Origin of the sequence: Frateuria sp. Soil773 (assembly GCF_001428405.1) — a bacterium.
Taxonomy (GTDB): domain Bacteria; phylum Pseudomonadota; class Gammaproteobacteria; order Xanthomonadales; family Rhodanobacteraceae; genus LMSL01.
In genome coordinates this window covers 22900-45755 of the sequence record NZ_LMSL01000006.1, presented here as the reverse complement: position 1 = coordinate 45755, position 22856 = coordinate 22900, and the positions used below count along the sequence as shown (strand labels likewise).

The window sequence follows — 22856 nt, the reverse complement described above, 5'->3', positions numbered from 1 at the left end:
GAACTGCTTGCGGCTGATGTCACTGGGATAGCTTTTTCTCATCCTCCCAGTTTCGGGCAACGCACGAAGATTTTGAACAGGCTCTTAGCTCTCCGCCAATTCGCGCACCACCACCGTCGCATACGCGCCCGCCGGCAGCTCGAACGACAGTTCCAGCGCATCGTCGTCCAGCCAGCGCCAGCGCAGTTCCTTCGGCAGCAGGCGCAGCGCGCGGCGTTCCTGGTCCATCCGCGCGGCGGCCAGCCCTTCGGCCAGGTCGGCATGGGCCGCGGCCACCTCGCGTTCGAGCGCGCCGGCATCGCCCGCGCTCGGCGGCTCGCCCTGCCCCCACAGCGGGCCGGACGGGTGGATGTCGCCGCGCCCCAGCCGTTCGGCCAGCGCCTCGCCGAACGGTTCCGGGCCGAACCACGAGCGCGAGCCGGCCAGCGACCAGATCTCGCCGTCCAGCGGGGCGTCCCACGCGCCGCGTTCGACGCGCGCCGCCAGCACGCTGTTGAAGATGTGCGAGCGCGCGGCGGACAGCAGGAACGAACGGGTGTTGCGGTCGACCCGGCGGCCGCCGAACATCGAGCGCGCCTGCGCCACGTTGCCGCCCTCGCGGCCGAAGCGCTGCTCGCCGAAATAGTTGGGCACGCCGCGGGCGGCGATCTGCCGCAGCACCTGTTCGGCCGCCGTACGGTCGCCCTGCACGTCGCGCAGCACCAGCACGAAGCGGTTGCCGCGCAGGGCGCCGCGCTTGAGCTTGCGCTTGTGCCGCGCGGCGGCCAGCACCTTCACCTCCGGGTGCGGGAACGCCGACCAGTCCGGATCGGACTTGCCGGCCAGTTGCACGGAGAAGGTCTGCCGGGTCACCGCGTGGCGGTCCTTGCTGCCGGCGTAGCCGACGCCGACCGGCGACACGTCGGCGAAGCGCGCCAGCTCGCGCGCCACCCAGTCGCTGTTCTGGCCGCGCTTCTCCACCCACAGCAGGGCGTGCTCGCCCTCGCCGTCGGCCTCGTAGCCGAGGATCTCCTCGACGACGAAATCCTCCGGCGCGGCGCGCAGCCGCGCGGTCAGCGGCGGCTCGCCGTAGGCATGGGGAAGCTCGATGGAAGACATGCGCACTCCGCCGGTCGCGCCGGCCACGGACGATAGGACGGGCTACATCAGGAACAGCGTGGCCAGCCCGAGGAAGATGAAGAAACCGCCGCTGTCGGTCATCGCGGTGATCAGCACGCTGGAACCCAGTGCCGGGTCGCGGCCGAACCGGGTCATCAGCACCGGGATGCCGACGCCGCAGAACGCCGCCAGCAGCAGGTTCAGGGTCATCGCAGCGGTCATCACCAGGCCCAGCGAGACGCTGCCGTACAGCAGCCAGGCCACGACGCCGATCACCCCGCCCCACACCAGCCCGTTGAGCAGGGCCACCGCCAGTTCCTTGCGCCACAGCCGCTTGGCGCTCTCGGCGCTGATCTGGTTCAGCGCCAATGCGCGCACGATCATGGTGATGGTCTGGTTGCCGGAGTTGCCGCCGATGCCTGCGACGATCGGCATCAGCGTCGCCAGCGCCACCAGCTTCTGGATCGAGCCCTCGAACAGGCCGATCACGCGCGAGGCGATGAAGGCGGTGACCAGGTTGATCGCCAGCCACGACCAGCGGTTGCGCAGGCTCGCCCACACCGAGGCGAAGATGTCCTCCTCCTCGCGCAGGCCGCCGCGGCTCAGGGCTTCGCTCTCGCTCTCCTCGCGGATCACGTCGACCATCGCGTCGATGGTGATGCGGCCGATCAGGTGGCCGTTGTCGTCCACCACCGGCGCGGTCACCAGGTCGTAGCGCTCGAACGCCTGCGCCACCTCGTAGGCGTCGTCGGCCGGATGGAAGGTGTTGACGTCCGGCGCCATCACCGCGCTGACCATCTTCTCCGGCGAGTTCACCAGCAGCCAGTGCAGCGGCAGCACGCCGGTGAGCAGGTTGTCCTGGTTGATCACGAACAGCTTGTCGGTCTGCGCCGGCAGTTCCTCGAACCGGCGCAGGTAGCGCAGCACGGTTTCCAGGCTGACGTCCTCGCGGATGGTGACCATCTCGAAGTCCATCAGCGCGCCGATCTGGTCGTCCTCCCAGGACAGCGCCGACTGCACCCGCTCGCGCTGCTGCGCGTCGAGGCTGGCCATCAGCTCGGGCAGCACCTCGGTGGGCAGGTCCTCGACCAGGTCGGCCAGTTCGTCCGCGTCCAGCGGCTCGACCGCGGCCATGATCTCGCCCTGGTCCATGTCCGCGATCAGCGACTCGCGCACCGCGTCGGACACTTCCAGCAGGATCTCGCCGTCGCGGTCGGCCTTCACCAGTTGCCAGATCGCCAGGCGATCGTCCGGCGGCAGCGATTCGAGGATGAAGGCGATGTCGGCCGGGTGCAGCTCGTCCAGGTGGCGCTGCAGCTCGGCCTGGTTCTGCCGGTGCACCAGGCCCTCGACCAGGTCCTGGTGCGCGCCGTGCTGGTTGTGCGCCACCTGCTCGACCAGCTTCTGCTTGCGCAGCAGCTCGACGATCGCCTCCAACTGCTCGTGGAGGCGGTGGGTCGAGCTGCGGACCTCGGCCTCGCTCATGCGCGCTCCAGCAGCACGCAGGCCTGCGCCGCGATGCCTTCCCCGCGGCCGCAGAACCCGAGCTTCTCGGTGGTGGTGGCCTTGACGCTGATGCGGCCGACCTCGCACTCCAGGTCGGCAGCGAGGCGCTCGCGGATCGCCTGCACGTGCGGGCCGACCTTGGGCGCCTCGCAGATCACGGTGAGGTCGGCATTGCCCAGCGCGTAGCCTTGCTGCGCCATCAGCATCGCCGCGTGGCGCAGGAACCGCCGGCTGTCCGCGTCGCGCCAGCGCTCGTCCGAGGGCGGGAAGTGCCGGCCGATGTCGCCCAGCGCCAGCGCGCCGAAGATCGCGTCGCACAGCGCATGGATCGCCACGTCGCCGTCCGAGTGCGCGACCACGCCGCGCCGGTGCGGCACGCGCACGCCGCCGAGCATCACGTGGTCGCCCTCGCCGAACGCGTGCACGTCGAAACCCTGGCCGATTCTCATTGCAGCACCTTCATGCACGGGTCCTTGAAAGGAGGAACTCGGCCAGCGCGAAATCCGCCGCGGTGGTCACCTTGAGGTTGTCCTCGGCGCCCTCCACCAGCAGCGGCGCGAAACCGGCCTGTTCCATCGCCATCGCCTCGTCGCTCACCACCGCTCCGCGGCGTGCCGCATCGCGCAGCGCTGCCGCCAGTTGAGCACGACGGAACATCTGCGGCGTGAAGGCGCGCCAGCGCTGCTCGCGCGGCTCGGTCCGCAGGCTGCGCCCGTGCGCGTCCGCCCGCTTGAGCGTGTCGCGCAGCGGCGCGCCGAGCAGGCCGCCGTCGCCACGCCCGGCCTGCTCGACCAGGCGGTCGATGTCGGCCGCGCGCACGCAGGGGCGTGCGGCGTCGTGCACCAGCACGAAGTCGTCGCCGGCCACCGCCGCCGGCAGCGCGTCCAGCCCGGCGAGCACCGAGTCGCAGCGTTCGGCGCCGCCGGTGGCGGTCAGCACCGGCTTGCCGCCGAGCCGGTCCAGGCCAGGCCAGTGGGCGTCGCCCGCACCCAGGATCACCAGCAGGCCGGCGATCCGCGGGTGCGCCGCCAGCCGTTCCAGCGTATGCAGGATCAGCGGCCGGCCCGCCAGCGGCAGGTACTGCTTGGGGACATCGCCGCCGACGCGCGTGCCGCGCCCGGCTGCCGGCACCACGCACCACAGGGCCGGCATGGTCAGTGCCCGCCGGTATCGGTGGCGGCCGGCGGCGCCGCGCTGCTGGCGGCGCCGGGCTTTTCCACCACCTGGTAGAACGTCTCGCCCGGCTTGATCAGCCCCAGCTCGGCGCGCGCGCGCGCTTCCACCGCCTGCTCGCCGTGCTTGAGGTCGTCCACGTCGGCCGCCAGCGCCTGGTTGCGCTGGCGCAGGCGTTCGTTGTCGTCGTTCTGCTTGCTCACCGATGCGCGCAGCGCCCGCACTTCGCCCATGCCGCCGCTGCGGCCCCACAGCTTGAGCTGCAGGCCGATCAGGACGGCGATCAGAATCAGGGCGATCCAGCGCAGCATGGCTGCTCGGCTACCTTGGTTCAGCCCGGCAGGTGGGCCAGGTTCGGGAAGGCGTCGCGGCCGGCGTAGCGCGCGGCGGCGCCCAGCGCCTCCTCGATGCGCAGCAGTTGGTTGTACTTGGCCACGCGGTCGGTGCGGCACAGCGAGCCGGTCTTGATCTGGGTGGCCGTGGTGGCGACCGCGATGTCGGCGATGGTGGTGTCCTCCGTCTCGCCCGAGCGGTGCGAGATGATCGCCGCGTACTTGGCGGCATCCGCCATGGCGATGGCTTCCAGCGTCTCGGACAACGTGCCGATCTGGTTGACCTTGATCAGGATGGCGTTGGCGATGCCCTTGTCGATGCCTTCCTTGAAGATCGCCGGATTGGTGACGAACAGGTCGTCGCCCACCACCTGGACGTTCTTGCCGATGGCGTCGGTGAGCAGCTTCCAGCCGGCCCAGTCGCCCTCGGCCATGCCGTCCTCGATGGTGACGATGGGATACTGCCGGGCCCAGCCAGCCAGCACGTCGACCCACTGCTCGGGGGTGTAGGCCTTACCCTCGCCTGCCAGGTCGTACTTGCCGTCCTTGAAGAATTCCGAGCTGGCCGCGTCGAGGCCGAGCAGGATCTCGCTGCCGACTTTGTAGCCGGCCTTGTGGATGGCTTCGAGGATGGTGTCCAGCGCCTCGACGTTGGAGCGCAGGTCCGGCGCGAAGCCGCCCTCGTCGCCCACGGCGGTGTTGAGGCCCTTGCCCTTCAGCACGCTCTTCAGCGCGTGGAAGATCTCCGCGCCGGCGCGCAGCGCCTCGGCGAAGCTGGGCACGCCCACCGGCAGCACCATGAATTCCTGCACGTCGACGTTGTTGTCGGCGTGGGCGCCGCCGTTGATGATGTTCATCATCGGCACCGGCAGCGCGCCGGGCTTGCCGGTGGTGCCGTTGATCTCGGCCAGGTACTGCCACAGCGCCTGCCTGCGCTGCGCCGCCACCGCATGGGCGGCGGCCATCGACACGCCGAGGATGGCGTTGGCGCCCAGCTTGCCCTTGTTCGGCGTGCCGTCGAGCTGGATCAGCTTCGCGTCCAGGTCGCCCTGGTTGGCCGCGTCGAAGCCCTTGAGCGCGCTGGCGATGGCGCCGTTGACGTTGCCCACCGCGTTCTTCACGCCCTTGCCCAGGTAGCGCGCCTTGTCGCCGTCGCGCAGTTCGACCGCCTCGCGCGTGCCGGTGGAAGCGCCGCTCGGCACGGCCGCGCGGCCAAAGCCGCCGCCGGCCAGGGTCACTTCGGCTTCCAGCGTGGGGTTGCCGCGCGAGTCGAGGATTTCACGGGCGTGGATGCGGGCGATCTCAGTGGTCATGGGAATCCAGTGGGATGAAGTGTCGAAGGAAAATGCAACCGCGCCGCGGCTGGGCGCGGCATCGCTACAGCGTCTGTTCGAGGAAGCCGTGCCGCTTGGTCACGGCGTCCAGCTCCACCAGGGTTTCCAGCAGCGCCTCCATCTTGCCCAGCGGCCACGCGTTGGGGCCGTCGGACAGCGCCTTGCTGGGGTCCGGATGGGTCTCGGCGAACAGGCCGGCCACGCCGGCGGCGACCGCCGCGCGCGCCAGCACCGGCACGAACTCGCGCTGGCCGCCGGAGCTGGCGCCCTGCCCGCCCGGCAACTGCACCGAGTGGGTGGCGTCGAACACCACCGGGCAGCCGGTCTCGCGCATCGCGCTCAGGCTGCGCATGTCCGAGACCAGGTTGTTGTAGCCGAAGCTGGCGCCGCGCTCGCACACCAGGATGTCGTCGTTGCCCACGGCCTTGGCCTTGGCGACCACGTGCTTCATGTCCCACGGCGCGAGGAACTGGCCTTTCTTGATGTTCACCGGCTTGCCGGCGCGCGCCACGGCCTGGATGAAATCGGTCTGCCGGCACAGGAAGGCCGGGGTCTGCAGCACGTCCACCACCGACGCGACTTCGCCGAACGGGGTGTACTCGTGCACGTCGGTGAGCACCGGCACGCCGACCTGGCGCTTCACCTCGCCCAGGATCCGCAGTCCCTCCTCCATGCCCGGGCCGCGGAAGCTGGCACCGGAGGAGCGGTTGGCCTTGTCGAAGCTGGACTTGAAGATGAAGTTCACGCCGAGCCGGGCGGTGACCTCCTTCAGCGTGCCGGCGGTGTCGATCTGCAACTGCTCGGACTCGACCACGCACGGGCCGGCGATCAGGAACAGCGGCCTGTCCAGCCCCACCTCGAAGCCGCAGAGCTTCATGCCGTCGCCTCCTTCGCCAGCGCCTCGCCCTCGCGCACCGCCTTGTACTCGCGCGCGGCGTGAACGAAGCCGATGAACAGCGGATGCCCGTCGCGCGGGGTGGAGGTGAACTCCGGGTGCGCCTGGCAGCCCAGGAACCACGGGTGCTTCTGCGCCGGCAGCTCGACGATCTCCACCAGCAGGTCGTCCATCGACTTGCCGGAGATCACCAGCCCCAGGTCCTCGAAGCTCTGGCGGTAGCGGTTGTTGAACTCGTAGCGGTGGCGGTGGCGCTCGCGCACCACGTCCTGCCCGTACAGCTCGCGCGCCAGCGTGCCGGCCTTGAGCCGGCACTCCTGCGCGCCCAGGCGCATGGTGCCGCCGAGGTCGGAGCGCTCGCTGCGCTGCTCCACCTCGCCGCTGGAGGTGGTCCACTCGGTGATCAGGGCGATCACCGGGTTGGGCGTATTGCGGTCGTTCTCGCTGGAATCGGCGTCGGCGAGACCGGCCACGTGTCGCGCGAAATCCACCACCGCCGCGTGCATGCCGTAGCAGATGCCGAAGTACGGCACGCCGTGCTCGCGCGCGTATTTCGCCGCCAGCACCTTGCCCTCGAAGCCGCGCTTGCCGAAGCCGCCCGGCACCAGCACCGCGTCGACCTTGCCCAGCACCTTGGCGGCGCCCTCGGCTTCGATCTGCTCGGAGTCGATCCAGGCCAGGTTGACCCGCGTCTGCTGCTTGATGCCGCCGTGGCGCAGCGCCTCGCCCAGCGACTTGTAGGCGTCCTTGTGCTCGACGTACTTGCCGACGATGGCGACGGTGACCTCGTCCTTCGGATGCTCCACCGCATCGACCGTGCGCTGCCAGGCGGACAGGTCCGCCGGCTTCGCGTCCAGGCCGAGCCGCTTCACCACGATGTCGTCCAGCCCTTGCTGGTGCAGCCACAGCGGCTGCTTGTAGATCACGTCCACGTCGGCGGCGCTGATCACCGCCTGCTCCGGCACGTTGGTGAACAGCGCGATCTTGCGGCGCTCGCCTTCCGGCAGCGGCTCCTCGCAGCGGCACAGCAGCACGTCGGGCTGGATGCCGATCGAACGCAGTTCCTTCACCGAATGCTGGGTGGGCTTGGTCTTGATCTCGCCGGCGGCCTTGATGAACGGCACCAGGGTCAGGTGCATGAACAGGCACTTCTCCGGGCCGTGCTCGATGCGCAACTGACGGATCGCCTCCAGGAACGGCAGCGACTCGATGTCGCCTACCGTGCCGCCGATCTCCACCAGCGCCACGTCGAAGCCGCGGGTGGCCTCGTGGATGCAGTGCTTGATCTCGTCGGTGATGTGCGGGATCACCTGCACGGTGGCGCCCAGGTAATCGCCGCGTCGCTCCTTGCGGATCACGCTCTCGTAGATCTTGCCGGTGGTGATCGAGTTCTTGCCGGTGAGGCGGGTGTGCACGAAGCGCTCGTAGTGGCCGAGGTCGAGGTCGGTCTCGGCGCCGTCGTCGGTCACGTAGACCTCGCCGTGCTGGAAGGGACTCATGGTGCCCGGATCCACGTTGATGTACGGATCGAGCTTCATCATGGTGACCGAGAGGCCACGCGCTTCCAGGATGGAAGCCAGCGACGCCGCGGCGATGCCCTTGCCAAGCGAGGACACCACACCGCCGGTGACGAAAATCAGGGGGGTCATGAGTTGCAGCCGTGCTGGAAATCGGCATTTTAGCGGCAGTTGGCCCGGGCCGCGAGACACCCCGGGCAAATTCGTCCGATCGATTCATCTGCGACGCCCGCGCACGCGGGAAAACCGCGCATGGCGCCTGCTAGCATGAACGGATGAACAGCCCCGTTTCCGCCCGCCTCGCCGCCCTGCGCCAGGCCATGCAGCAGCATGGCGTCGCCGCCTGCCTCGTCCCCACCGCCGATCCGCACCTGTCCGAGTACCTCCCGGGGCACTGGGCCGCGCGCGAGTGGCTGTCCGGCTTCACCGGCTCGGCCGGCACCCTGCTGGTCACCGCCGACCATGCCGGCGTATGGACCGATTCGCGCTATTTCTCGCAGGCCGAGCGGCAACTGGCCGGCAGCGGCGTCGCCCTGATGAAGCAGCGGGTGGCGCACGCGCCCGAGCACCTGGCCTGGCTGCAGCAGCACCTGCGCGAGGGCGACACGGTGGCGGTGGCCGGCGACAGCCTGGCGGTGGCCACGCAGCGGCAGATCGAACGCCTGCTGGGCGAAGCCGGCGCCACCCTGCGCACCGACCTGGACCTGCCGGCGACGGTGTGGGCCGAACGCCCGGCGCTGCCGAAGGCGGCGGTGTTCGAGCACGCGATCGGCCACGCCTGCACGCCGCGCGCGGAGAAGCTCGCGCGCCTGCGCACCGCGATGCGCAAGCACGGCGCCACCCACCACCTGGTCTCCAGCCTCGACGACGTCGCCTGGCTGACCAACCTGCGCGGCAGCGACGTCGAATGCAACCCGGTCTTCCTGGCCCACCTGCTGGTGCAGGGCGAGGGCCCGGCCACGCTGTTCGTCGACCGCGCCAAGCTGAGCGACGCCCTGGTCGCCGCGCTGGCGGCCGACGGCGTGCGCATCGCCGACTACGCCGCGGTCACCGACGCGCTGGGCGAACTGGGCGACGGCGACGCCCTGCTGCTGGACGCCGGCCGCGTGGTGTGCGCCGTCGCCGCGGCGATCCGGCCGGCGGTGAAGCGGATCGAGGCGGCCAACCCGAGCACCGCCTTCAAGGCGCGCAAAAGCCCGGCCGAGCTGGAGCACGTGCGCGAGGTGATGCGCCGCGACGGCGCCGCGCTGGTGCGCGCGTTCCGCCGGCTGGAGGAGCGCCTGGCCGCCGGCATGACGCAGACCGAGCTGGACGTGGACACCCTGCTGCACGAGGAACGCTCGGCCCAACCGGGCCATGTCGGCGAAAGCTTCGCCACCATCGCCGGTTACGAGGCCAACGGCGCCCTGCCGCACTACCGCGCCACGCCGGAGGCGCACAGCGCGCTGCAGCGGCGCGGGCTGCTGCTGGTCGATTCCGGCGGCCAGTACCTGGGCGGCACCACCGATGTCACCCGCGTGCTGGCGCTGGGCGAGACCACGCCGGAGCAGCGCCGCGACGCCACGCTGGTGATGAAGGGCATGATCGCGCTGTCGCGCGCGCGCTTCCCGAAGGGCGCCAGCGGCCCGCAGCTCGATGCGCTGGCGCGCGCGCCGCTGTGGGCCAGCGGCATGGACTACGGCCACGGCACCGGCCATGGCGTGGGCTACTTCCTCAATGTGCACGAGGGCCCGCAGTCGATCCGCCCGCCCGTCGCCGGCGGCGCCCTGGTGGCGCTGGAGCCGGGCATGATCACCTCGATCGAGCCGGGGCTGTACAAGCCCGCGCGCCACGGCATCCGCCACGAGAACCTGGCCGTGGTGGTCGAGGCCGACCGCACCGAGTTCGGCGAGTTCTACGCCTTCGAGACGCTGACCCTGTGCCCGTTCGACCGGCGCGCGCTGGAGCCGGGCCTGCTCAATCCCGAGGAACGCGCCTGGCTGGACGATTACCACGCCACCGTGCGGGCTGCGCTCGGCCCGTTGCTGGACGGCGCCGATCTGGCCTGGCTGGAGCGCCACTGCGCCCCGCTGGCCGGCTGACCTACCTGCTTCGACATTCCCCGCCGCTGCGCGGGCCGCATGCCGTGCAGCCGGCCGGATCGATGGCAGCCGGCGTCACGGCCGCGCCCGCCATCGATCCAGCATTCCCTGGCTTCCCTCGTCTAGATTCCAGCAGGCAATGACACAGGGGGTGGGCTATGCCTGCCGTCAACGTAAGCTCGTTGACCCATGTCCATCCGTGGGCATGTGGAAAACCGTAAGCTGCCGCGCCGTCCGCCGGACGTCCCTCGACGCCGGTGCGCATCCCGCTTTCGACGCCCATTCTGTCGGCCCGGCCGGCCGAATGGGATCGGACGATTCCTAAAATGGCCGGTTGCCGGCATCCCGGCAATGGGTTCCGTCCTCAGAGCCTGTTCAAAGTCTCCCTGTCGGGCTGGAATCCCCTCACGCTCCGCTCGTCATTCCTGCGAGGCGCTTTTCAACAGCCGAAGGGCCGGTCATCCAGCGACGTTCCCTTCCCCAAAGCCTAAAGGCACTGGATCCCAGCTTGACCGGCCCTGCGGCCGTTGAGAGCCGCTGGGATGACGCTTCGTAGGGGGATGTTTGGAGACTTTCAACAGGCTCTTACTGGTACTGGATGGTGAAGGTGGCCGTGCCGTTGGCGTCGCCCGGCGCAACGGCGCTGCCGGTCTGGTAATAGCGCGCCTTGAACGGCACCCGCAAGGTGTTCGCCCCGACCGGGCTGCTGCCCGCGCTGATGCTGCCGCCGTAGCTAACCGGCCGGCTGTCGCGCGCGTCCAGCACCTGGATGCCCACGCCCTTGGCGGCCTGCGGGCCCTGGGTGATCTGCAGCACGCCGGGGCTGTTGGACGGGTCGGCCGTGGCGTCCAGCCGCACGAAGATGTTGCCCGGGCTCTGCTGGCACTGCAGGCTGATCGTGAAGTCGCGTTCCGCCGCGGTGGTGCCGACGCCGCCGAAGCTGCTCTGCGGCACGCTGCCGAACTTGACGGCGATGTTCTTCGAGCCGGCGTCCACCAGGCACGAAGGCGAGATGATGGTGATGCCCTCGCCGCGTACCCAGGTGGTCAGCAGCGGATGCGAGGGGTCCGACGCGAGGTGGTAGCTCGAATACTGCCCGGCCACCAGGGGGCCGCTGCCGGTGACCGGCGCCGTCTTGATCAGCTCGACGACGAAGGTGCTGGCGTCGAGCGTGTAGGACGTGTTGGCCGAGGCGTTGAAGCGGTCCGGGTAGACCATGGTGGTGGCCGCGTTGGCCGTCTTGCGCGACATCCGGATGCCTACGCCCGGGACGCCGGTGGTGAACACCTTGCTGTAGCCCGGCACCGCCTGCCCCTGCACCACGTCGGCGTATACCGTGGCGCCGCCGTACCAGTCGCACGACATCGCCGTGCCGGGCTGGCTGATGCGGGTGGACCAGGTGACGATCGTGGCGCCCACCGGCAGGTCCGGCGGGATCACCACCCGCCCGAGGTCCATGTTCACGTGGGGGTCCTGCCAGTTCCGGTTCATGCTGCAGGCGGCCCACGCCGAGGGCATGCCCATCAGCAGCAGGACGGCCAGCCAGCATCGGCAGGCCCGGAACACGCGGGACGGATGGGGGTTCATGTTCTGGCTCATCGGCTGGACACCGAGGTGGGGGACGCGCCGGTGGCGGCGGCAGGGCTGCAGGCCGCCTCCAGCGTGTCGTAGAACACCGGCTTGGCGTGCTTGTCGCGCACCGGCAAGCGGTAGTCGATGCGGCATTGCTGGTCGGGCTGCGCGCCCCACTTCACCAGCAGCCGGCCGCTGTCGGCCAGGCCGCGCAGGTACAGCCGGCTGGCCTGGCCCACCACGCCCACGTCGCGCCCCTGCGCATCGAGCACTTCGGCGCCGAACGGCAGCGGCTGGCCCGCGGCGTCGAGCGCGTGGATCAGCGCGGCGCGCCCGCTGCTGGTGCTGAACATCACCTTCACCACGGCGCCGGCGTACGGCGCCACCTGCTGGCTGGTGCTCTGCAGCTCGACGTCGGTGGAGATGCCCTTCGGATCGAGCTGCACCGTGTTGAGGCTGTAGGGCGTGAGGTAGGGGATCAACGCATAGCCGCGGCCGTCGATGCGCACGCCGGAGTAGTTGGTGACCCGCGCGCCCTTCGCGTCCTTCGCCTCGACCAAGGCCATGGTCTCGCCCTGCTGCGGGCTGAAGGTGACGCCGCCGCCGTGCACCACCAGCGCGCCGTTCGCGCCCAGCGACGCCTGGCGGTAGCCGGAGCCCTGCGCGTAGGTGGCGCTCAGCGTCGAGTACGGGCTGCGGTACTGCGCGTTCAGCGCGCCGCTGCTGCCGCTGCGGGTATCGTGGCCGGCGGTGACGCCGTAGTTGAAATTGTCGTCCGCGCCGGCGCTGCCGGTGAGGCCGAGCTGGCTGGTGCTGTAGCCGCGGTTGCTGTGCGCGAACATGCCGCTCAGCGAGGGCGCATGCTCGGCGCGGCCCAGCGGCAGCGAGAAGTTGAGGTAGTACTGCGTCTCGCGCATGCCGAACACGTCGCGCGTCTGCGCCGCCGAAACGGTATAGCTGAGGCTGCCGATGTGGTTGTTGTAGCCGGCCTGGTACTGCGTGTCCGTGCCGCGGCGTCCCCAGTAGTCGCGCACCGAGCCGGTGACGTACAGCGAACCGGCGCTGCCCAGCGTCTGGCTCAGGGTCAGCTCGAAGCGGTTGCGCTGGCGCTGCACCGCCGCGGTGCCGAGGCCCCGGCGCGCCAGGTCGCGCATGAGCAGGGCGTCCTGCAGGCCCAGGTAGCCGGACGTGGAGTAGCGGTAGGCCGCCACCGAGAAATTGGTGTTCGTCTCGGTCAGCAGCTTGCTGTAGCCGATCTTCAGGCTCTGCCCGCTGGAGCTGCCCTGCCCCGGCAGTTGCGCGTGCGCATGGGTCAGGTCGACCGCGAAGGCGCCGTAGGCCGTGTTGAAGGCCCCGCCGACCAGCACGGCGCCGTAGCCCTTGCTCAGCACCGCGCCGGCATAGCCGGTCAGCACGTTGGTGAAGCCGCGCTGGTAGGTGCCCTGCAGCAGCCACGGGTGGCTGTGCAGGTAGGTCTCGCGCACCTGGCCCACGGTCGCGCTGTAGCGGCCGATGCCCGGGCGCAGCAGTTGCGCCACCGAGGAATACGGCACCGAGAAGCTGTGCTGGCGCCCGTCCGCCTCGGTCACCGTCACCGCCAGATCGCCGCCGTACCCGGTGGGGTACAGGTCGTTGATCTCGAAGCCGCCGGGCGCCACCGTGGTCTGGTAGATCAGGTAGCCGTTCTGGCGGATCTCGACGCGCGCGTTGGTGCTCGCCACGCCGCGCACCACCGGCGCGTAGCCGCGCAGCGAATCGGGCAGCATGCGGTCGTCCGACGCCAGTTGCGCGCCGCGGAAGGCCACCGTGTCGAACAGCTCGCCGCTGGTGTTGGCCTCGCCGATCGTCAACTGGCTGCGGATGTCCGCGAAATTGCGCTGGGCGTAGGTGGCGATGCTCTGCCAGCGGCGCCCCTGCCCGCTCTGCCAGGTCACCGACGAGTTGTGGCGGAACTGCCAGTCGCCCAGGTTGAGCCCGGCATTGAGGCCCAGGTAGGCCGAATCCTGCGTGCGGCTGCCCATGCGCGCCGGCGCGGTGATGCGCCTGCCGTCCGGCCCGATGATCCCGCCGTCGGCCGCGAACACGCTGCCCGCCGGGATCGGCTCGCCGCCGCGCCCGATGACGCTGCCGGCGGGAATCGCGCCGCCGGCCGGCACGGCCTTGCCGTCGGGGCCGATCACCGTGTTGTCGACGATCGCCGCCGCGTCGTTGCGCATGCGGAAGCTGTTGAAGGAATAGCCGAGCATGCCGGCCGTCACGCCGCGGTCCCAGTAGCGCGGCGCCACGTAGCCGCGAGCGGTGCGGCGCAGCACGGCCTGCGGCACGCTCAGGTCCAGCCGCAGTTCCGCGCCGTCATAGCTGCTCTGCGCCTGCGGCACCCATCGCTCGATGCGCTGGCAGTCGCCGCGCACGAGCACCGCCGGGTCCAGCTTGCCGGTATCGATGCCGTAGCGTTCCAGTTGCTGCGCGTCGAAGCACGGCCGCGCGCTGCTCTTGGCATCCTCGGCGCGGAACCGTACGTTCTCGTTGCCGACCCAGTTGCCGTTGACGTAGAGATCGACCAGGTAGTCGCCCGGCAGCACCGGGTTGCCGTGCTCGAAACGCGACAGGTCGACGTCCTGCGTGCCGCCGGCCAGGAAGGCGCTGTTGAACGAGGCGTTGGCCGGCTCGATCGTCGCCGGCGCGGCGGCGTCCACGGCGGCCAGCGCGCCGGTCGAAACGCCACCCAGCGCGAAGGCGATCAGCACCGCGAGCGGCCTGTGCGGCAGCCTGCGTCCTCCTTCTTGTCGTTTGTGCAATTTCGTCACGGCTCGTGCGTCCTTACTCGTTGTTGCGGTGGTCCCTGGCCTGGCGACGGCGGCGGCGATGCGGACCGATGCCGGGGCTCAGGGCTCAAGCTTCCCTTTCAGCGCCACGTCGCCGCCGTAGTCGTTGATCGCGGTGAAATCCACCTCGGCGCCGGCGGCCGGCGGCTGGGCCAGACCCGGCAGCGGGAACGCCGCCCTGGCGCCCGGCGCGACCATGCCGCCCTGCGCGGACACGTAGCTGCGGCCCGCCGCGACCACGCCCATGCGGCTGAAGGAAACGTGGTAGGGCGTGGGGTTGCTGCACTCCAGCGACAGGCCGTGCCCGTCCGCCGACGGCACCACGCGCCAGTGCAACTGGCCCGGCGCATCGTTGGCGCGCCCCGGCAGCCCGCCCGGGCGGAAAAACACCTTGATGCGCGAGCGGAACGCCAGTTGCAGATAGTTCTTCGCGCCCTCGCCAGTCGGCGACGGCGGCACTTCCAGCACGTTCAGCCAGAACACCGACTCCTTGTCCTGCGGCAGCGGCTGGCCGGTGTACATCAGGCGCAGGGTCTGCCCCTTGCGCGGCTCGATGCGGGTGATCGGCGGGGTCAGCACGAACGGCGCGTCGCTCTTGTCCGGGGTCACCTTCGGGTTGCCGCCGTCCAGCCATGCCTGCACCAGCGCCGGCGCGTCGCCGTTGTTGGTCAGCTTGATGGTGACCTCGCGCTCGCCGCCCGGATAGACCACGCGGGTACCGTTGATGATTACGTTGGCGAACGCGGACTGGGCCAGCAGCAGCGCGAGCGCCAGGCCCGAGGCGAGCCGGAAGGAGAGTTTCATCGGGGGAAGCCTTCGGATGGGAACGGGGAGCCGTCATCCGTCCGTGCGACCGGCGGCATGCCGCCGGTCGCACGGACGCCAGCGTCAGTTGTAGACGATGGTGTACTGCACGCGGCTGGCGACGTCGCCCTCGGTGGCCGAGCCCTGGTGGGCCACGTACTGGACGTAGTAGTTCAGCGTGGCCGCGCCGTTGGACAGCGCCACCGGCTTCGAATTGGAGCTGTCGGCGCCGCTGGTGGTAGCGCCCACCGAGATCGCGGTGGTGTCGCCGTTCAGCAGGCCCAGCTCCACGTTGGTGGCGGCGTTCGCGCCGCTGTCGACGATCAGCTGGCCGGTGGCCAGATCGACGCTGGCGCCCGGTTCGAAGTAGGTGGCGACGTTGCCGGTGGCCGGCGAGCAATTGCTCAGCGCGATGCTGAACGGGGTACGGCCCGCCCAGTCGCCCGCGTTGGTCAGCGTGCTCTTGGACACGGTCGGCAGGGTGACCGTGAAGTCCTTGCCACCGGTGCCGTTGCCGTTGATGTCGCAGGTCTGGCCGGTGATCTTGCCGTTGAAGGTGATGGTGCCGTCGGCGGCCTTGGCCGACGAGGGGGAAAGCGCGAACACGCCGAGGGAGACGGCCAGCGCGGCGGAAAGGATCGAGGTTTTCACGGAGAGTCCTTGTGTAGAGGCTGGTGGAACCAGGGGGACGCCTCTGCACCGCGCCAACACGAACCGACGCCGGGCACGTGGCAAGCCACGCGCTCGCCGGAGTTCTTCATGGCAGGAGCCCGCGGCTCCCCCTGTCTTTTCCCGACGCACAAATTGTCGAGAGCCCCAAGGTATTGTGATGGCGATCACGAAAACATCGGATTTTTCCTAAAATTCCGCCAACTTGCGCACGGAAACGCGCGCGCGCAAACGCTAGGCCGCGCCCTCGGGAGAAGGCCCGGCCCGGCATCGTCGCCAGGCGGTTTTCAGGCGAGCAGGCCGCTCGCGCGCGCGTACTCGTAGAGCTGGCTGTTGCTGGTGAAGCCGAGCTTGCGCATGGCGTCGTTCTTCTGCTGGCTGATCGTCTTGACGCTGCGGTGCACGTGCTCGGCGATCTGGGTGATCGAGAGCCCGCTCGCGAACAGGCGCACGATCTCCGCCTCGCGCGCCGACAGTTGGCCGGCGAGCGCCTCGGACGCTTCCGCGCCGGAGACGTCCGGCTCCACCAGGCCGGCGCGGTAGCGACCGCTCAGGTAGTCGCGGCCGTTCACCGTGGCCTGGATGGCGAGCAGCAGTTCGGTCATCATGCCGCCCTTGTCCACCACGCCCTTCACGCCGGCGGCGAGCATGCCGCGGATGAGCGTGGGGTTGTGCACCATCGTCAGCACGACGACGGGCAAGGAGGGAAAATCGCGGCGCAGGCGCTGGAGCAGGATCAGGCCGTCGGTGGAGCCTTGCTCGTCGGGCATCGAGAAATCGGTGATCAGCAGGCCGCAGGGCCGCTCGGCCAGCACCTTGAGCAATTCACCGCCGTTGTGCGCTTCCCCGACTATGCGGAAGGCATCGCCCTGGCTGTCCAGCAATGCCTTGATGCCCATCAGAACCACCGGATGGTCGTCGGCTATGACGATGTCCACCATGTATTTCTATCCCTGGTACGCATACAACCTAAGCCGGACGCATGTCGCAGCGCCCGTCGTGCACGTATGGTAGCGGGGGCATGCGCCGCCGGTGTGAAGACAGGTTGACGCATATGCCCATGTTTCCTGAGATGCTGCGGGCATCCGCAGGTTCCCGGTTCGCTTCGTGACTATCGAAATGCCCATCACCCCAGCCCTTGCATGGATCGACGTCGCGCTGGCGCCCACCGCCATCGCGGTGTACTGCCTGGCGGCGCTGCTGGCGGTGTCGGCGGGCCTGGCGCTGGCACTGCTGTGGCGGGTGCACGTCGAGCGCACCCGGCTCGCGCGCGGCCGGCGGCAGTTGGCCCAGCAGCAGGCGTATGCGCAGGCGCTGCTCGACAGCCTGCCCTTTCCGGTGACGGTCAAGGACCGCGACGGCGCCTACCTGATGCTGAACGCGGCCAGCCGACGCGACATCCGCATCGATGCCGACGCCATCGGCAGGACCAGCCTCGCGCTGCCGGATCACGGCCCGTTCGAGATCGAGGGCGCGCAACCGACCCGGCAACGGCTGCACCAGTCCAGCCTGGCGGTGGTCGAGGCCGGACAGGGACGGCAATGCGAGATCGCCTACACCGGCGGCGACGGCAGCCATCGCGCCGGCCTGTGGTGGGACTGCCCGGTGCGCGTGGACGACCGTGGCGTGGTCGGCTCGCTCGGCGTGCTGCTGGACGTCACCCGCTTCCAGCAGCGCGAACAGGCCGCCCGCGCCGCCGAGCAGAGCCTGCTCGAGATCGCCCACCACGTTCCGGTGCTGGTGTTCACCGTGTCGCTGGACGCGGGCGGGCGACGCCGGCTGCTGTTCCTGGCCGGCGACCTGCGCGCGCTGTTCGGCCTCGCGCCGCAGGATCTGGTCGAAGCGGGCGACGCCCTGCGCGACTGGCCCTTCGGTGACCGCATCCATCCCGAGGACAAGTCGCGCGTGCGGCGCCTGCTGATCCGCGCGCGGCGCGACGCGAGCGTCCACACGCTGGACTTCCGCGCCTACGGCGAGGAAGGGCTGCGCTGGCTGCACCTCGTCATGGCGCCGCGCGCGCTGCCCGACGGCAGCGTGCACTGGAGCGGGTACTTCATCGACACCACCGGCATCAACGCGCACAACGAGGCCCTGCGCGCGGCGCGCGACGCCGCCGAGCGCGCCTCCAAGGCCAAGGCCGACTTCCTCGCCACCATGAGCCACGAGATCCGCACGCCGATGAACGGCGTCATCGGCATGCTCGAACTGCTCCGGCACACCCGGCTCGACGCCGAGCAGCAGGAACTGCTGCACGCGGTGGAGGATTCGGCGGGCGTGCTGCTGCAGGTGCTCAACGACGTGCTGGACTTCTCCAAGCTCGAAGCGGGCGACCTGCGCCTGGACGACGCGCCCTTCGACCTGCGCACGCTGGTCGACAACGTGGTCGGCATGATGGCCACGCACATGCACAAGAAGGGGTTGCGCATCCAGGTGGCCGTCGACGCCGCGCTGGCCGGCCAACTGGTCGGCGACAGCGTGCGGATCCGGCAGATCCTGCTGAACCTGCTCAACAACGCCGGCAAGTTCACCGACTCCGGCAGCGTCTCGGTCGGCGTGCGGGTGATCGGCGACGACGGCGGCTCGCAGCGCGTGCGCCTGAGCGTGGCCGATACCGGCATCGGCATCGCCGCCGACAAGCAGGTCAACCTGTTCACCCCGTTCTCGCAGGCGGAATCGTGGACGACCCGGCGCTACGGCGGCTCCGGCCTCGGCCTGGCGATCTGCCGCCACCTGATCCAGCTCATGGACGGCAGCATCAAGCTGACCAGCGAGCCCGGCGCCGGCACCACCGTCACGGTCGAGCTGCGCCTGCCGGTGGAACGCCGCGACGTGGAACGGCCGCCGGGCCTCGCCGGGCGGCACGCGATCGTGCGGCTCGCCGCGCCGGCGGTCGCGGCGGCCCTGGCCGACCACCTGCTCGCGCTCGGCCTTACCGTGGAGCAGGTCCCGCCGGCGCAACCGCTGCGCAGCGGCCTGGCCGCCAACCTGCTGTTCGTCGACCGCGACGACGAAACGAGCCCGCCGCTGGTCGCGGCGCAAGCCATCGCCGTCGATGCCGACGCCGCCGCGCTGGGCGCGCCCCAGGTCGAAGGCGAGCGCATCCAGCTCGGCGCCAATCCGCTGAAGTGGCGGTCGGTGGCGCGCGCCTGCGAGATGGGTCTGGCGCCGCTATCGCCGCGCCCGCGCAGCTTCCACGGACCGGCCCCCGCTGCCGCCGAACCCGCCCGCGGGCAGGGGCGCGGGCGGATCCTGGTGGCGGAGGACCATCCGGTCAGCCAGACCCTGGTGCGCCGCCAGCTCGAACTGCTCGGCTGGCCCTGCGACGTGGTCGGCGACGGCCACGAAGCGTACGAGGCGCTGCGGCAGGGCCGCTACGCCATGCTGATGACCGACTGCCAGATGCCCCGGATGGACGGCTACGAACTGGCTTCGTCCTGGCGCCGCCACGAAGCGGAGACCGGCAGCTTCACGCGCCTGCCCATCGTCGCGATGACCGCCAGCGCGCTCGACGGCGAAGGCCGGCGCTGCCGCGACGCCGGCATGGACGACTACCTCGACAAGCCGGTGCAACTGCACCAACTGGCGGAGAAGATCGCCGCATGGATGCCGGAGCAGGTCCAGCCGCAGCGGCCGTCCGCCGGCGTCCCGCCCGTCGCCGCCGACCGGCTGTTCGACGACCCGGCCATGCAGGCCCTCAAGGCGGACCTGCTGCGCACGCTGCGCGAAACCGGCCACGCCGACCTGCTCAGGCTCGGCCAGGCGATCGACGACGACGACGCGCAGGCCGCCGCGCAGTGGCTGCATCGCCTGCTCGGCGCCCTGCAACTGTTCTGCGACGACGAACTGCTCGCCGAGGGCCGGCAATGGCTCGAGATCCTGCAGGCCGGCGGCGAGCCGGACGTCCTGCGGCGGCTGCCGCCCTACCTCGACGACCTGCGCCAGTTGCTCGACCGGCTGGACCAGCCGGCGGCTTCGCTGCCGGCCGGCTAGCCCGATTCTTGGCATCGCGGTGCGAGCTGCATCACAATCGCGCCCCAACCAATGGCATCGCAGCGACGGCCCCGGGACCAAGGCCGACCTGCGATCCGTTCGAAGCGCGGGGGGTGCGCACCGCCGCCGCGGCCCTGGCTGCCGCGGGACGACTTGTGAAGGAACTGCCATGCTGCCTCGGATACGGAGCAGGAAAGCCGGGCGCTGGATGGCCGCGGCACTGCTGGCGATCTCCACGGTTCCGGCCGCCCAGGCCACGGACTGGACCTACCGCGTACGCCCGCGCGACAACATCTGGGATCTCTCCAGCCGCTACCTGAAGCCTGGCATGCCCTGGCAGAAGCTGCAGGAGTACAACAAGGTCGCCGACCCCTACCACCTGCCGCCGGGCATGCGCCTGCAGATCCCGGTCGCATGGCTGCGCGTGCAGCCGGCCAAGGCCAAGGTGGTGGCGGTGATCGGCAGCGCGCATGCGCAACTGCCCGGTGAGGCGCAGCCGTTGGCGCTGCAGCCGGGCATGCAGCTCGGCTACGGCGCCCGCCTGGTCACCGGCGCGGATACCAGCCTCACCCTCGAATTCGCCGACGGCTCGCGCGTGCTGATGCTGCAGGACAGCGCCATGGAGCTCGACCGCATGAGCGCCTATGGCCGCACCGGCATGGTGGACACCCGCCTGCGCCTGCAGCACGGGCGCGTGTCCAGCACGGTCACCCCGATGACCGGCTCCGCCGCGCACTTCAGTGTGGAGACGCCGGGAACCACCTCCAGCGTGCGCGGCACGCACTTCCGCGTCGCCGCCGACGCCGGCGCGCACCGCTCGCGCACCGAGGTGCTGACCGGGCGCATCGACGTGTCCGGCGCGCGCCGCCACACCCTGGTCGAAAAGGGACGCGGCATCGCGGTCGCCGACGGCGCCCGGCCCGGCCGGGCGCAGCCGCTGCTGCCGCCGCCGGCGCTGCATTGCCCGGCGCGGCCGATCGTCCAGGTGCCGTACCAGCTCGGCTGGCCGGTGCTGGCCGGCGCCTCGCGCTACCGCGTGCAGGTGGCGGCCAGCGAACGCTTCGAGGCCCTGCTGGTGGACCGGCTGAGCGACTCCGCCCACGCCAGCCTGCCCGACCTTCCCGACGGCGAATACGCCGTGCGCGTGCACGGCATCGACGCGCAGCAGCTCGAAGGCCAGGACGCCGTCTGCACCCTGCGCATCAACGGCCATCCGCAGCCGCCGCTCGTCGTCGAGCCGCAGTCCGGCAGCAAGGTGCGCGACACGCGCCCGCGCTTCCGCTGGACCGAAAGCGAGCAGGCCGTGTCCTACGCCTGGCAACTGGCCGCCGACGCGGCGTTCACCCGGGTCCTCGCCGACAAGCCGGCCCTCACCGGCGACCACGTGCGCGCGCCGCAGTCGCTGCCCTACGGCACCTACTACTGGCGCATCGCCAGCCGCGACGGCAACGGCAAGCTGGGGCCGTACAGCGCCGCCCTGCCGTTCGAGCTGGTTCCGCAGCCGCCGAGCCCGGAAGTCGGCAAGCCCAGCAGCACCCGGCGCCAGCTGAGCCTGGGCTGGCAGGCCGGCGAGCCGGGCCAGCGCTACCACGTGCAACTGGACCGCGATCCCGCCTTCGCGCATCCGGCGGTGGACCAGACCGTGGACCAGGCCAGCCTGCAGATTCCCAAGCCCGGTTCCGGCACCTGGTACGTGCGCGTGCAGACCGTCGAACCCGACGGCTATGCCGGCCCGTGGGGGCCGGTGCAGAAAGTCCGGCTGTCCTGCCTGGGCTGCCGCATCGCCGTCGTCGGCGGCGCCGCCGCCCTGCTCTGGCTGCTGCTGTGATCCGCGCATGAGCCGCGGGGGCAGCGGCCGGCGCGATGCGACGGCGGGGCGCTGATGCCCTTCGGCGCCTTCGCCTGGCTGGTCCGCGGCACGGTCTGGATGGCCGGCGTCGGCACGCTCACCCTGCTGCTCGCCAGCGGCGCGACGTGGCGGCTGGATACCGCGCTGTACGACCAGCACCTGCGCTACTGGCCGTACGCGCCGGGCAACGACCTGGTCATCGTGGCGATCGACTCCAAGAGCCTCAACGCCGTGGGCCGCTGGCCCTGGCCGCGCTCGGTGCATGCGCGCCTGGTCGATCGCCTGGCCGCGGCCGGCGTGCGCGCCATCGGCATGGACGTGACCATGCCCGCGGCCGATACCGGGCAGCCGGAGAACGACCATCTGCTGGCGCAGGCCATGCGGCGCGAAGGCAAGGTGGTGATGCCGATGTTCGCCGAGTCCGCCGACCTGGGCGGCCCGATCGAGGAGATGCTGCCCATCCCGGCCCTCGCCGAACAGGCCGCCGCGATCGGCCACGTCGACGTCGCCAAGGACCCGGACGGCCTGGTCCGCGGCGCCTACCTGCGCGCCGGGCTGGGCCGCGCCTACTGGCCCGCGCTGGCGCTGGCGCTGTACGGGCTCGGCCAGCCGGCCGCGCAGGCGCAGCGCCCGCTGCCGGGCATGCGCGATCCGTCGCCCGATGACGCCTCGCCCTACCTGTGGAAGCGCGACAACTACGTGCTGCTGCGCTACGCCGGCACCGCCGGCAGGTTCGGCCGGGTGTCCTACAGCGACGTGCTCGACGGCAGCGCGCCCGCCGCGTTGCTGAAAGGACGCTCGGTGCTGGTCGGAGCCACCGCCGAAGGCATGGGCGACATCATCCAGACCCCCATCTCGGCGATGCCCGGCGTGGAATACCAGGCCAACATCTACGAGTCGCTGCGCCGCGGCCTGCTGGTCACGCCGCTGGGCTTCCTCGGCCAGTTCCTGCTCGGCAGCGGCATGCTGGCCCTGCCCCTGCTGCTCTACGGGCTGCCCGGGTTCCGCCGCGCATGGCGCGCCGCGCTCGCGGCCGTCGTGCTGATCCTGGCGCTGGACCTGTGCCTGCTGCGGATCGGCTACCTGTGGTGGCCGCCGGCCGGCTGCGTGCTGGTCATCGGCGCCGGGCTCGCCGGCTGGCATCTCTTCGTGCGACGCGCCGCCGCGGGTGCCGACGCCGCAGAACAGGCTTGACCCTGCCCGCAGCCCTC

General features: G+C 70.7%; 17 protein-coding genes. 4 read left to right on the top strand and 13 right to left on the bottom strand.

The annotated features are described in order from the left end of the window. Positions 1-84: 84 nt before the first annotated feature. From truD to ASG87_RS04125, 8 genes are all read right to left on the bottom strand, one after another. The gene (truD, locus tag ASG87_RS04160; RefSeq protein ID WP_056001296.1) at positions 85-1098 is read right to left on the bottom strand and encodes a tRNA pseudouridine(13) synthase TruD; all 1014 of its coding nucleotides are present in this window, start codon (positions 1096-1098) and stop codon (positions 85-87) included. A gap of 42 nt (positions 1099-1140) precedes the next feature. Further along, on the bottom strand, positions 1141-2583 hold the full coding sequence (gene mgtE / locus ASG87_RS04155) for a magnesium transporter (protein WP_056001293.1): 1443 nt from the start codon (positions 2581-2583) through the stop codon (positions 1141-1143). Beyond that, a complete protein-coding gene (ispF, locus tag ASG87_RS04150; protein WP_056001290.1) occupies positions 2580-3053 on the bottom strand; it encodes a 2-C-methyl-D-erythritol 2,4-cyclodiphosphate synthase in 474 nt (157 codons plus the stop codon). The genes mgtE and ispF overlap by 4 nt, the downstream gene beginning before the upstream one ends. Positions 3054-3063: 10 nt before the next feature. Then, entirely contained in the window at positions 3064-3762 is a 699-nt protein-coding gene (gene ispD, locus ASG87_RS04145; protein ID WP_056001492.1) for a 2-C-methyl-D-erythritol 4-phosphate cytidylyltransferase, read from the bottom strand. Beyond that, positions 3759-4088, bottom strand: a complete 330-nt coding sequence (ftsB, locus tag ASG87_RS04140) for a cell division protein FtsB (protein ID WP_056001287.1) — start codon at positions 4086-4088, stop codon at positions 3759-3761. Before ftsB ends, ispD begins: the two co-directional genes overlap by 4 nt. A gap of 20 nt (positions 4089-4108) precedes the next feature. Next, on the bottom strand, positions 4109-5422 hold the full coding sequence (gene eno / locus ASG87_RS04135; RefSeq protein WP_056001284.1) for a phosphopyruvate hydratase: 1314 nt from the start codon (positions 5420-5422) through the stop codon (positions 4109-4111). A gap of 64 nt (positions 5423-5486) precedes the next feature. After that, entirely contained in the window at positions 5487-6320 is an 834-nt protein-coding gene (gene kdsA / locus ASG87_RS04130) for a 3-deoxy-8-phosphooctulonate synthase (RefSeq protein ID WP_056001281.1), read from the bottom strand. Next, entirely contained in the window at positions 6317-7987 is a 1671-nt protein-coding gene (locus tag ASG87_RS04125; protein ID WP_056001278.1) for a CTP synthase, read from the bottom strand. Before ASG87_RS04125 ends, kdsA begins: the two co-directional genes overlap by 4 nt. Before the next feature lie 143 nt (positions 7988-8130). On the opposite strand from ASG87_RS04125, the gene ASG87_RS04120 reads away from it, so the two are divergent. Further along, the gene (locus tag ASG87_RS04120) at positions 8131-9936 is read left to right on the top strand and encodes an aminopeptidase P family protein (RefSeq protein ID WP_056001275.1); all 1806 of its coding nucleotides are present in this window, start codon (positions 8131-8133) and stop codon (positions 9934-9936) included. Between the two features lie 585 nt (positions 9937-10521). On the opposite strand, the gene ASG87_RS04115 is transcribed toward ASG87_RS04120, so the two are convergent. From ASG87_RS04115 to ASG87_RS04095, 5 genes are all read right to left on the bottom strand, one after another. After that, positions 10522-11523, bottom strand: coding sequence for a fimbrial protein (locus ASG87_RS04115; protein WP_157510876.1), 1002 nt, complete (start codon positions 11521-11523; stop codon positions 10522-10524). Between the two features lie 8 nt (positions 11524-11531). After that, positions 11532-14255 (bottom strand): fimbria/pilus outer membrane usher protein, encoded by a 2724-nt coding sequence (locus ASG87_RS04110; RefSeq protein ID WP_056001269.1) that lies wholly within the window; start codon positions 14253-14255, stop codon positions 11532-11534. Between the two features lie 138 nt (positions 14256-14393). Beyond that, complete coding sequence (locus ASG87_RS04105) at positions 14394-15137, bottom strand: fimbria/pilus periplasmic chaperone (protein WP_056001266.1); 744 nt, start codon at positions 15135-15137, stop codon at positions 14394-14396. Positions 15138-15221: 84 nt separating this feature from the next. Continuing rightward, positions 15222-15788 (bottom strand): fimbrial protein, encoded by a 567-nt coding sequence (locus ASG87_RS04100; RefSeq protein ID WP_056001263.1) that lies wholly within the window; start codon positions 15786-15788, stop codon positions 15222-15224. A 305-nt stretch (positions 15789-16093) separates the two neighbouring features. Continuing rightward, complete coding sequence (locus tag ASG87_RS04095) at positions 16094-16747, bottom strand: response regulator transcription factor (protein ID WP_056001260.1); 654 nt, start codon at positions 16745-16747, stop codon at positions 16094-16096. 178 nt (positions 16748-16925) lie between these two features. On the opposite strand from ASG87_RS04095, the gene ASG87_RS04090 reads away from it, so the two are divergent. The 3 genes from ASG87_RS04090 (at position 16926) to ASG87_RS04080 (ending at position 22839) form a co-directional block, all read left to right on the top strand. After that, on the top strand, positions 16926-19796 hold the full coding sequence (locus ASG87_RS04090; protein ID WP_056001257.1) for an ATP-binding protein: 2871 nt from the start codon (positions 16926-16928) through the stop codon (positions 19794-19796). A 208-nt stretch (positions 19797-20004) separates the two neighbouring features. Next, positions 20005-21624: a FecR domain-containing protein gene (locus ASG87_RS04085; RefSeq protein ID WP_056001255.1), complete on the top strand. Its 1620-nt coding sequence runs from the start codon at positions 20005-20007 to the stop codon at positions 21622-21624. Positions 21625-21678: 54 nt separating this feature from the next. After that, entirely contained in the window at positions 21679-22839 is a 1161-nt protein-coding gene (locus ASG87_RS04080) for a CHASE2 domain-containing protein (RefSeq protein ID WP_056001252.1), read from the top strand. Positions 22840-22856 lie beyond the last annotated feature (17 nt).

What these genes read in the sequence shown, in the direction of transcription:
- ASG87_RS04090 (WP_056001257.1), top strand. Translation starts at nt 16,926, where the DNA reads ATGCCCATCACCCCAGCCCTTGCATGGATCGACGTCGCGCTGGCGCCC.
- ispF (WP_056001290.1), bottom strand. Translation starts at nt 3,053, where the DNA reads ATGAGAATCGGCCAGGGTTTCGACGTGCACGCGTTCGGCGAGGGCGAC.
- kdsA (WP_056001281.1), bottom strand. Translation starts at nt 6,320, where the DNA reads ATGAAGCTCTGCGGCTTCGAGGTGGGGCTGGACAGGCCGCTGTTCCTG.
- ASG87_RS04080 (WP_056001252.1), top strand. Translation starts at nt 21,679, where the DNA reads ATGCCCTTCGGCGCCTTCGCCTGGCTGGTCCGCGGCACGGTCTGGATG.
- truD (WP_056001296.1), bottom strand. Translation starts at nt 1,098, where the DNA reads ATGTCTTCCATCGAGCTTCCCCATGCCTACGGCGAGCCGCCGCTGACC.
- eno (WP_056001284.1), bottom strand. Translation starts at nt 5,422, where the DNA reads ATGACCACTGAGATCGCCCGCATCCACGCCCGTGAAATCCTCGACTCG.
- ASG87_RS04120 (WP_056001275.1), top strand. Translation starts at nt 8,131, where the DNA reads ATGAACAGCCCCGTTTCCGCCCGCCTCGCCGCCCTGCGCCAGGCCATG.
- ASG87_RS04085 (WP_056001255.1), top strand. Translation starts at nt 20,005, where the DNA reads ATGGCCGCGGCACTGCTGGCGATCTCCACGGTTCCGGCCGCCCAGGCC.
- ASG87_RS04115 (WP_157510876.1), bottom strand. Translation starts at nt 11,523, where the DNA reads ATGAACCCCCATCCGTCCCGCGTGTTCCGGGCCTGCCGATGCTGGCTG.
- ASG87_RS04095 (WP_056001260.1), bottom strand. Translation starts at nt 16,747, where the DNA reads ATGGTGGACATCGTCATAGCCGACGACCATCCGGTGGTTCTGATGGGC.
- ASG87_RS04125 (WP_056001278.1), bottom strand. Translation starts at nt 7,987, where the DNA reads ATGACCCCCCTGATTTTCGTCACCGGCGGTGTGGTGTCCTCGCTTGGC.
- ASG87_RS04105 (WP_056001266.1), bottom strand. Translation starts at nt 15,137, where the DNA reads ATGAAACTCTCCTTCCGGCTCGCCTCGGGCCTGGCGCTCGCGCTGCTG.
- ftsB (WP_056001287.1), bottom strand. Translation starts at nt 4,088, where the DNA reads ATGCTGCGCTGGATCGCCCTGATTCTGATCGCCGTCCTGATCGGCCTG.
- mgtE (WP_056001293.1), bottom strand. Translation starts at nt 2,583, where the DNA reads ATGAGCGAGGCCGAGGTCCGCAGCTCGACCCACCGCCTCCACGAGCAG.